An 11,064-nucleotide genomic window follows, 5' to 3' on the forward strand; every position below is an offset into this window, starting at 1 on the left:
CCATGACTTGGATATATTTTTACAGTCTTTTTGTGTGCGGGTTGCTCAAAAATTGAAATTGCCCAATCAGTTGCAAAATTATTGGGAAGATATTTTTTTTACCAGTGAAGTAAAGTGTAGCACCTACTTTGAAGAGTATTTGTTGGTTTCTTCAGAGAGTCCTTTGGTTTTATGTCTCGATAACCTAGAGCGAGTTTTTCCTCATCAACACGTTGCTGAAGGGTTTCTTACGTTGCTGCGGAGTTGGCATGAAAATGGCCAGTTTTATGATATTTGGAAAAGACTACGGTTGATAGTGGTTTATGCTACGGAAGTTTATATTGACTTGGCTATCAATAAATCGCCTTTTAATGTAGGATATCCTATAGATTTAACTGATTTTACTTTGAATCAGGTTCAGGATTTGGCGAAATTTTATGGCTTCAATTTATCAGTTAATTTACTACATGAATTAATGAGTATGGTAGGAGGACATCCTTATTTATTACAGTTAGCTTTCTCTACTCTTAGCAAAAATCCCAACATCACCATCGAGCATCTTTTAGAAACAGCCCCGACAGAATCAGGGATTTATCGCCATCATTTGCGAGAGCTTTTAAATAATCTCATGCTCCATCCCAATTTACTAAACGCTTTCAAAAAATTACTGACAACTACTCAAGCAGTGCGCCTGGATTATAATGAAACCTATCTGTTAGAAAGTCTGGGATTAGTCAGAGCAATCGGTAATGATTGTATTCCGAGATATAATTTGTATCGTGAGTATTTTAGTAACAGACTTTTAGAGTTGCGTAGGGTGCGTTAGGGACGGGCTTACCCTGATTTTCAGGCTCAAATCCCGGGTTGCGATCGTCCGTCCCGTAACGCACCAAGGGACGGGCTATGCCAACAGTGGCTATCGATAAAATCAGGGCTTGCCCAAAGGTGGTGCGTTACGGGGCGGGCTATCCCAACACTGGCCCTCGGTGTTGAACATGATGGCAAGCCCGCCCCTAACGCACCCTACGCAACTCCCCACACTCCCCAAACTCCCCACACTCCCTACTCCCTATTCCCTACTCCCTACTCCCTACTCCCTACTCCCTACTCCCTTTCCTACCATGAGCAACCAACCAACAATCTATCAAGTTGGGGGAAGTTTACCTAACGATGCTGCTACTTATGCAGTCAGAAAAGCTGATACCGAGATTTTTGAGGCTTTGATGGCTGGGGAATTTTGTTATGTGCTCAACTCGCGACAGATGGGTAAATCTAGTTTGCGGGTAAAAACCATGCAAAGACTAATAGAGGCGGGAGTAGCTTGTGCTTCTGTGGATGTTACCCAAATTGGTAATTACGTAACGTCAGAGCAATGGTATGCTAGCTTAATTAAGAGTCTGGTAAATAGTTTTAAGCTATCAGATAAATTCAAGGTTTTACCTTGGTTACGAGAGCGTAAGCAACTCTCCCCAGTAATGTGGTTGGGTGAGTTTATTGAAGAGGTGCTGTTGTCAGAGATTCCAGAAAATCTTGTTATCTTTCTGGATGAGATTGATAGTATTATTAAGGTAGAGTTTAAAGATGATTTCTTTGCCTTTATTCGCAGTTGTTATAACCAAAGAGCAGAAAATCCTGTCTATAATCGGCTGAATTTTTGCTTGCTGGGAGTAGCAACTCCAGCGGATTTGATTCAGGATAAACAGCGCACTCCCTTTAATATTGGTCGGGATATTGAACTGACTGGCTTTACCTTTGAAGAAGCGAAAACACCACTGCTCCCTGGTTTGGTAGGGAAAGTGGATAATCCTGAACAGGTGTTAGCTGAGATATTGCACTGGACGGGGGGACAACCGTTTCTGACCCAGAAGTTGTGTAAGTTAATGGTGGAGCATTCTCAAGCTTCCCCCTTATTAAGGGGGACGGGAGGGGGATCCATCCACAGCAGTTCAAGATTGGGATCCCCCCTAACCCCCCTTAACAAGGGGGGAACTTCTGGAGGGGGATCTATCCATAGCACTTCTGGAGGGAGATCCCCCCTAACCCCCCTTAACAAGGGGGGAACTGGAGTTGAGGGCACTTCTGAAGGGAAATCAAACCATTCTCAAGCTTCCCCCTTATTAAGGGGGACGGGAGGGGGATCTATCGATAGCACTTCGGGATTGGGATCCCCCCTAACCCCCCTTAGCAAGGGGGGAACTGGAGTTGAGGGGACTGGAGTTGAGGGCACTTCTGGAGGCGAATCGAACCATGCTCAAGCTTCCCCCTTATTAAGGGGGACGGGAGGGGGATCTATCGATAACACTTCGGGATTGGGATCCCCCCTAACCCCCCTTAACAAGGGGGGAACTGGAGTTGGAGAAACTTCTGGAGGGGAATCGAACCTTAGCAAGGGGGGAACTGGAGTTGCACAGGTCGCCCGTAGCCAAATTATTGAGAATTGGGTATCTCAGGATAAACCAGAGCACTTGAAGACCATACGCGATCGCATTCTCAGACATGAGCAACGGGCGAGTAGGCTGTTGGGATTGTATCAGCAGGTATTAGATCAGGGTAGTATTGCCGCTGATGGCAGTGATGAACAGACAGAATTAAGGCTATCGGGGTTGGTAGTGGAGCGGGATGGCTCTTTGACCGTTAACAACCGGATTTATGGCAGTGTTTTTGATGGCGATTGGGTTAAGCAAGAATTGGCTAGACTGCGTCCCTATTCTGAAGCCTTTACCGCTTGGGTTGAGTCTGGCTGTCAGGAAGAATCGCGTTTGTTGCGAGGGGTGGCGTTAGAGAATGCTCAAGCTTGGGCTAAGGGTAAAAGTTTGAGCGATTTAGATTATCAGTTTTTGGCGGCTGGTCAGGAATTAGACCGTAGGGTATTGGCAGAAGAAAGTCGGATATTAGCTAAGGCCAATGATACCTTAACTGAAGCCCAACAGAAAGCCAAGAGAACTATACTGATAGGGGGTATTAGTCTAGGTTTGTTTTCAGTGGTAGCAATAATTATTGCTATGATAACTGCTAAAAACATAAAAGACGCTCAAACAGGTACCCGACTAGAACAACAAGGGATTACTATTTTACGGCGCTTACCAGAGGATAATGTTTACTATGGCAATCGAGAGCTTTTATACTCAGCCATGGAGACTGGGCAAGAGCTATTTAATATCGTTAAAGATGGTCGCCCCCTGGATAAATATCCTGCCATCAGTCCTGTCTATGCTCTACAGCAGAGTCTGAGCAAATTCAAAGAAAAGAGAAGATTTCAAGGACATCAAAACTCGGTAAACAGTGTAAGTTTTAGTCCCGATGGTAAAACCCTGGCTACGGCATCATCGGACAAAACTGTCAGAGTTTGGGATTTAGAAGGAAATCAATTAGCTCTGTTGACAGGACATCAAGGCTCGATAAGGAGTGTAAGATTTAGCCGAGATGGTAAAACCCTGGCTACCGCATCATCGGACCATACGGTCAGAATCTGGGATTTAGAAGGAAATCAATTAGCTATGTTGACAGGACATCAAGGCTCGGTAAATAGTGTAAGGTTTAGCCGAGATGGTAAAACCCTGGCTACGGCATCATCGGACCATACGGTCAGAGTTTGGGATTTACAGGGACAGCAATTAGCTCTGTTGACAGGACATCAAGGCTCGGTAAATAGTGTAAATTTTAGCCGAGATGGTAAAACCCTCGCTACGGCATCATCGGACCATACGGTCAGAGTTTGGGATTTACAGGGACAGCAATTAGCTCTGTTGACAGGACATCAAGGCTCGGTAAATAGTGTAAATTTTAGCCGAGATGGTAAAACCCTCGCTACGGCATCATCGGACCATACGGTCAGAGTTTGGGATTTACAGGGACAGCAATTAGCTCTGTTGAGAGGACATCAATCCTCGGTAAATAGTGTAAATTTTAGGCGAGATGGTAAAACCCTCGCTACGGCATCATCGGACCATACGGTCAGAGTTTGGGATTTAGAAGGAAATCAATTAGCTCTGTTTAAAGGACATCAAAGCTGGGTATCGAGTGTAAGTTTTAGCCGAGATGGTAAAACCCTCGCTACCGCATCATCCGACAATACTGCGAGACTGTGGGATTTACAGGGAAAGCAATTAGCTGTGTTGAGAGGACATCAAAGCTTGGTATCGAGTGTAAGTTTTAGCCGAGATGGTAAAACCCTCGCTACGGCATCAGACGACAAAACGGTCAGAGTTTGGGATTTAGAAGGAAATCCATTAGCACTGTTGAGAGGACATCAAGGCTCGGTAAATAGTGTAAGTTTTAGCCGAGATGGTAAAACCCTGGCTACCGCATCATGGGACAAAACGGTCAGACTCTGGGATTTACAGGGCAATCAATTAGCTCTGTTGAAAGGACATCAATCCCCGGTAGAAAGTGTAAGGTTTAGCCGAGATGGTAAGATGCTGGCTACAGCATCAAGGTACAATACTGTTGTCAGACTCTGGGATTTACAGGGCAATCAATTAGCTCTGTTGAAAGGACATCAAGACTCGGTATGGAGTATAAGTTTTAGCCGAGATGGTAAGATGCTGGCTACGGCATCATCGGACCATACGGTCAGACTCTGGGATTTACAGGGCAATCAATTAACACTGTTGAAAGGACATCAAGACTCGGTATGGAGTGTAAGGTTTAGCCGAGATGGTAAGATGCTGGCTACGGCATCATCGGACCATACGGTCAGAGTTTGGGATTTACAGGGAAATCAATTAGCACTGTTTCAAGGACATCAAGACTCGGTCAATAGTATAAGTTTTAGCCGAGATGGTAAGATGCTTGCTTCTGCATCAAGAGACAAAACGGTCAGAGTTTGGGATTTAGAAGGAAATCAATTAGCACTGTTTCAAGGACATCAAGACTCAGTCAATAGTATCAGTTTTAGCCGAGATGGTAAGATGCTGGCTACGGCATCATCGGACAATACTGCCAGACTCTGGGCCGTTGAAGATTTAGATGAGATGCTAGCTAGGGGCTGTAAGTTGCTTGAAAATTACTTTGTGGAATATCCTGAATCCCTAGATAGCTTAAAGAAATGCCAAAATTCAGATGGCAAAATAGCTGCAGCTTCTGGTTTTGTCAAACAAGGTGAAGAGTTAGCAAAACAGGGGGATGTGGATGGTGCTATTGCTAAGTTCCAAAAAGCCCAAGAATGGAATCCAGAGCTAGAATTCGACCCAGAGAAAAAAGCCAAACACCTTGCAGCACCCACTTTGGTTGAACAAGGAGAGGAATTGGCAAACCAGGGGGATGTGGATGGTGCTATTGCTAAGTTCCAAAAAGCCCAAGAATGGAATCCGGAGCTAGAATTACAGCCAGAGATAAAAGCCAAACAGCTAGCAGCACCCGCTAAAGTTAGACAAGGTGAGGAGTTAGCTCAAGAAGGTAAATTAACCAAAGCCCTATCTCTCTATAAAGAAGCACAACAACTAGATCCAAATCTAGAAATTTATGCTTATTCTTGGAATCAAATCTGTTGGTTTGGTAGCCTCCATGGATATGCTGCTGACGTGATGGATACCTGTGAAAAAGCAGTAGCAAAAGCACCTGAAGATGGAGGTATTCTCGATAGTCGTGGTTTGGCTAGGGCTCTGACTGGGGATACCGCAGGAGCGATATTAGATTTTCAGGCATTTGTAGACTGGACCGACAATGATAAGTGGAAAGCACAACGGCAACAATGGATAGATGAGCTCCGGGCTGGTAAGAATCCTTTTACGGAAGAGGTGTTGAAGGATTTACGTGGGGAGTAAGGGTAGGGAAGGCAATAGGCAATAGGCATGCTAGCAATAGGCTGTAGAACTGGCATCTTGCCAGTTTCATGCTTATTGTCGGGCGGGCAGGATGCCCACTCTACTGATATTGAAACTGGCAGTAGAACTGGCATCTTGCCAGTTTCAATATATTTTTTGTAACAAAATTTTTCAAAATATGTTATAATAAAATATTTTTGTGCTATAGTATAACAGTGGGCGCTGAGACGCCCAGAGTCAAGAGCTAGCCCGGGGACAGTGCAATATCTACGGGCTAGCTCTGGCTCCCCTAAAAAAGGAGACAGTTTGATTATGAGTTATTCGGAACGCCTTCATCCATGGGTGGTCATTCGGCTATTACCGGAAATGCAGCGAGTAGTTGTTGCTCGCTTCCGCAATCGATCGGATGCCGAGGGACATTTGTGGGCTCTGAAACGATTAATGCCTGATGCGGAATTTATAATTGTTTTTGATGTTGGGAATAATCCAGTAGGGAATAGGGAATAGGGAACAGGGAACAGGGAACAGGGGTCAAGAGAGAGATTACCTAGGAAAATGTTGCTATGTTTGTTAATAACTGATTGTAGTGTTTCTCCTGACTCCTGACTCCTGACTCCTGACTCCTACCCTTACCAAACGACTTTTTCAGCAAACCCTACTTAACTCTTTCATTAACCGGAAAGCGGTCAAGTAACTGAGCAGCACGAATCGCATTAGCTTTTAAAGACTCTGATAGAGGCAACACATGGGGAATTTGGGATAATATATCTAAGGTTCGACGTAATATTCGCACTACGTCCCCTTCATCTAAGCTGCTATTACCGCATATCTCCCGCCAGGATTTGCCTAATGACCACTGCTCCACTAGACCAATTAACCTATCCTCTGACCAAACCGGTAAGGCGACATGATATCGACGCTGTAGCTGAAATACTTGACGCCGAATCCTCCTGAGGTTTGCCAATGCCTCTAGCACTTCCTCACTTGGTTGATAGTTTGTCCAACTATCCGGTCTAGGGGTTTCGGTAACTAAAGCAGAGCAAGCTGCTGCCAGTTGGTGGGGGTCTAAGTCATCTAATTCTCCCGACAGCATGGCTAAGGCTAGCCACAACTCATTTTCTCCCCGAAGCGAAGCAGCCGCTTGCCCCAGAACAGTGGGAGTTAAGTCCTCCAAAGAACCAGATGCTTTTAAAATTTCAATCAGGTTCAGAAATTCGTGCCAATGCTGAGCCTGGTATTCTCGGAATTTAGCTTGACGTTGGTTAATTTGCTCCTGCAAAAACAACCGTTTTTTGTGGCGTTTGATCAGTTGAGAAGGATTACCCCACTGACGAAGAGCATGGGTTTCCATTTGACCCTCTAGATCAGCAACAACACCTTCTTGCTCCCTGACTTCTGGAGCAACCCAGAGTTGAGCAATGGTGGGAACTTGGTTAGCCAAGGCTTCAGTATCTTCATTTCCGCTTTTGACTTGACCTGGTTTAATCTCAAGCCCCTCTAAAGGCTGGAGAGTTCCAATATCAAGGCATCGAAGATTAATAATGTCAGAGGATTCACCTTGAGTTGAGCCGGTTGAGTAATCTTCCGTAGAGCCATTGGATACTTGGTCATCGGCCACTTCAGGAAAGCCATCTAACCCCATCACATCAGCAGTTGTTGCCACATACCATCGGTTAGCAGCACTTAAGCACACCAGATAGGGGAATTGACCGGAACCCTTTTGTTTAGACACCAAAACAGCTGGAACAGGAGAAGACACTGGCACATTCTTGCCCTTCAAATAAAGAATGACTCCCGGTTGCACCTGTTGTAGTAATTGGGATACGGCTTTAGAAACAGATACCTCTGCTTGGTGTTGCAGGTCTTTAAGGATGCGGCGCTCTACTTTCAGGTGTTCCTTCAGTTTTTGATAGCCTTCCATTACTGCCACATCTACCGGTGCCAGTTGAAAATCAATTCTCGTCAGTTCCGCAGTCAGTTCAGTAATTGCCTGTTGTTGAGGTTTGAGGTACAAAGTAGCTAGATACTGAGCAAAGCTGCGTTCAACTAACTCCTTAGCTTGAGGCAGAGAGTGAGTTTGCAACAAATTCAGTACCATACCATAGGTAGGGGTAAACTGACTAACTAGGGGATCAGCACCAGCCGTTGCTAGATAAGCCGCCTCCTTAGCCCCTTCAAAGGGGGTTTGCACCGTCACCACATAGCCATTGGTATCCATCCCTCGCCTTCCTGCTCGTCCAGCCATCTGCAAAAATTCCGAGGCAGTCAGTAGCCGGTGTCCTCGGTCAGTACGCTTAGATAGACTGGAAATAACAGTGGTACGAGCAGGCATATTAATTCCTGCTGCTAGAGTTTCTGTAGCAAATACCACCTTCACTAGTCCTTGTTGGAATAGTTCTTCCACTAGACCTTTCCAAGCAGGTAAAATTCCAGCATGATGGGCAGCTATACCTCGGTAGAGGGGGTCAATTTGTTTCGTACGAGCTGCTTCTGGATTTTTACTGATAAATTCATCAATCCGTTTCTTGAGTTGAGCTGCTTCTTGTTCATTGACCAGGGATAGTGGACCCATCTCATCTACTGCCTTATCACAGCCTCGGCGGCTAAAGATAAAGTAAATAGCTGGTAACATCTCCCGTTTTTTTAGTTTGCTCACCACAGAGCTAATGCTGGGACTTTCCGGACGTCCACTTTTGTCCTTGCTTTTGGGACGTCTGGTTTTCAGGAAGTTGTTAATCTTGGTTTGGTCGTCATTCAGCAGGGAGACAATTCCCTTGGGATGGGCAAAGTAAAACTCTAGGGGAACAGGTCGGAAGTCAGAGTAAATCAGCTGAGTGGAGCCATGAACTTGATTCAGCCAGTCGGTCAGCTGGTCAGAATTGGCAACAGTGGCAGACAGGGCAACAATTTGAATATCTGGCGGACAATAAATAATTGATTCTTCCCAAACCGTGCCTCGTTGTCGGTCATTCATATAGTGACATTCGTCTAGGATCACCGCCTCAACCCCTAGCATAGAGGCTCCCACTTGACCAATTGGGGTACCATAGAGCATATTACGGAAGATTTCCGTAGTCATCACTAACACGGAAGCTTCCCGGTTGACCGAGGAATCACCGGTAACTAGACCGACTTTGTCTGCGCCAAATTTTGCCCGAAAATCCCTTAGTTTCTGGTTGGAGAGCGCTTTGAGGGGGGTGGTGTAGAAAACACGTCCTCCTTGAGACAAAGCACGATAAATGGTATACTCACCAATCAGGGTTTTCCCAGAACCAGTCGGAGCACAGACAACTACTGATTTACTATCATTGAGAGCCTCAATTGCCTGTTTTTGGAACTCGTCGAGTTCAAAGGGAAATAGGTTGTTCGGGTCAAGGTCTACTGATGAAGTAGCAATATTCACACAAGGTTTTTCCAATAAGGTATATAATCGTTAGGTGTTGTTTGTAATCACATAGTCCTTTGGTTGTATATATTGTATGTTAGTTAATTAATTGAGAGGGTGTACACCATTTTACTCAAGATACCCCTGGTGTATTTATAGGGATTTGTTTCCTCTAACAAAGGGCGAGACAAACTTGAGGTGCTTTAGGGTAGGGTGTTTGAGGCTATTTCCAAAAACTATTCCGAAAGGGGTTCAGGTATTTGCGGGGAGTCTGGTCATAGGGGAACCCTGCCGACTGGACTGCTGGTACACTGGGGCTTTGCTGTGTTCGGTAGAGTTGTTGCTGACCATGTCTCGATACTATTCCCTTGATCATCAAGAGAACGCACCACCACAGTCACAGCTGGTTCCGAGGTACCGTAGTCTGGGTGAGTTGCGATCGCACTCAGGTAATCTCCAGGCTCGACATTACTAAGACTAATCCCAAACTTCCCGTCTTGATCTGCTTCGGCTGTAGCAATCTTCTTACTCAAGGGACCTATCCCATGGGTTTTTGGGGAAACCTGGTCTACAACATAGATATCTACCTCAGAACCAGGGTCAGGTGACATACTCCCACACTGACCTGACCATCCCGTTGGAAAAACTCTACCGCTAACCACTGAGGTGTATTTACAGAATTATTCCCAGTGTCTCGCCTACGGTTAGGAGAGTCTCGCTTGGGGTTTGGTCGATCACCTACTTGATAATGCCTTGCTCCGGTATGGTTTCTAGTGACTAGGTCAATGCTCAGCCGTCGAAGTATTCGTCCTTTAAGACTGGTTGGAGATAAAGGTTACACAGGTCGTAGAATCCGTAATTACCTCCGTCGTCGTGGTATCCGTCTTACCATACCACGACTTTCCCGCCGAACCACGTCGCGGTCGATAAAACCTTTGAAATCTATCGTCAACGCCACCTTGTAGAGCGTGCTATCAATCGAATCAAGCAATTTCGCTCCCTTCGCTACCCGATACGATTTGCTTGCTGAAAATTATACAGCCATGTTGACGATCGCATTAATTTTATTGTGGTTATAGTTTGAAAACACGCCCTAGAGTAGTCACTTTGAAGTGCATAGGTAAAAATACTTAATAGGTCGTAAACTATCAGCCATAAGTACTAAATATTTCCTGTAGTTGCTTTTTTTTTTCTAGTAGCAGGTTATAGTACTGGAGTCATTGCTATAACTAGCTAATCAAAAGGGGTTACAGCAGCAGATAGGTATGACTTCAGGGTCAAGGTCGGTGATGTTAGCTATATCGAAGGGCGTAAGTAAACTAACTATAACGTATCTAAGCTAAATTAAGTGATTATGCCCATACTTATTTAGTCATACCCTTGATGCGCTAATCCCCCACTTAGGGGACAATAGATTAATTAATAATTCATACAGTGGTTTAGGTGTGATGAAAATTATAATGATTAACTCTATGAGTTATTGGGATAAAAATTACTTATTAAATAATTATATGGTAATAATAAATATGTTGTGAACGCTCAGGCGGACAAGATGCCCGCACTACAAATTTTTTTTGTCTGGATTTTTACAACTCGTTTATAAACGCGCTTAGTAAGTTGTTAACCATCTAATTGGCACAGGAAAAGTTACAGGTTGCGGTGGGACAAAGCGCGAGTTTTCCAACTCCTAGGTCGCCGCTCGGCGAACGCCAAGGGAACGCTCACCAAGAGATAATTTTGAGGGTTGACGGTTGAGGTTTGAAGGTTTACGGCCCCCCTAGCTTCGGGTGCGGAGCAATAAGGGTGGAGAGTGCATCTCAGTTTTGTAAGACTCAAGTTGAAAATTGCCCGTTGAGGTAGGCACACCGATGCTTCAAGACTTGTGGGACGTTACTCTCATCCCACTGAGCCCCCGAAATCTTGATACGCCGACCC

At 45.0% G+C, this 11,064-nt stretch carries 5 protein-coding genes; 3 read left to right on the forward strand and 2 right to left on the reverse strand.

Features of this window, described 5'->3' with window-relative positions:
* From F6K51_RS33140 to F6K51_RS33155, 3 genes are all read left to right on the forward strand, one after another.
* The coding region (locus tag F6K51_RS33140) for an AAA-like domain-containing protein (RefSeq protein ID WP_293029030.1) at positions 1–805 on the forward strand (805 nt) is incomplete at its 5' end.
* A 169-nt stretch (positions 806–974) separates the two neighbouring features.
* Positions 975–5,744, forward strand: a complete 4,770-nt coding sequence (locus F6K51_RS38745) for an AAA-like domain-containing protein (protein WP_365940478.1) — start codon at positions 975–977, stop codon at positions 5,742–5,744.
* Between the two features lie 312 nt (positions 5,745–6,056).
* Positions 6,057–6,251 carry a hypothetical protein gene (locus tag F6K51_RS33155; RefSeq protein ID WP_293029034.1) on the forward strand — a complete coding sequence of 65 codons (195 nt, stop codon included), beginning with the start codon at positions 6,057–6,059 and terminating at the stop codon, positions 6,249–6,251.
* A 148-nt stretch (positions 6,252–6,399) separates the two neighbouring features.
* Here F6K51_RS33155 and F6K51_RS33160 read toward each other — a convergent pair whose 3' ends face one another.
* Both F6K51_RS33160 and F6K51_RS33165 read right to left on the reverse strand, forming a co-directional pair.
* On the reverse strand, positions 6,400–9,147 hold the full coding sequence (locus tag F6K51_RS33160; protein ID WP_293029037.1) for a DEAD/DEAH box helicase: 2,748 nt from the start codon (positions 9,145–9,147) through the stop codon (positions 6,400–6,402).
* A 257-nt stretch (positions 9,148–9,404) separates the two neighbouring features.
* Complete coding sequence (locus tag F6K51_RS33165; protein WP_293029039.1) at positions 9,405–9,740, reverse strand: hypothetical protein; 336 nt, start codon at positions 9,738–9,740, stop codon at positions 9,405–9,407.
* Positions 9,741–11,064 lie beyond the last annotated feature (1,324 nt).

The sequence above is a fragment of the Moorena sp. SIO3I8 genome, from assembly GCF_010692325.1.
GTDB lineage: Bacteria > Cyanobacteriota > Cyanobacteriia > Cyanobacteriales > Coleofasciculaceae > Moorena.

Excerpts from the sequence above, each read along its gene's own strand:
- F6K51_RS38745 (WP_365940478.1), top strand. The coding sequence starts at position 975 with ATGATGGCAAGCCCGCCCCTAACGCACCCTACGCAACTCCCCACACTC.
- F6K51_RS33165 (WP_293029039.1), bottom strand. The coding sequence starts at position 9,740 with ATGTCACCTGACCCTGGTTCTGAGGTAGATATCTATGTTGTAGACCAG.
- F6K51_RS33155 (WP_293029034.1), top strand. The coding sequence starts at position 6,057 with ATGAGTTATTCGGAACGCCTTCATCCATGGGTGGTCATTCGGCTATTA.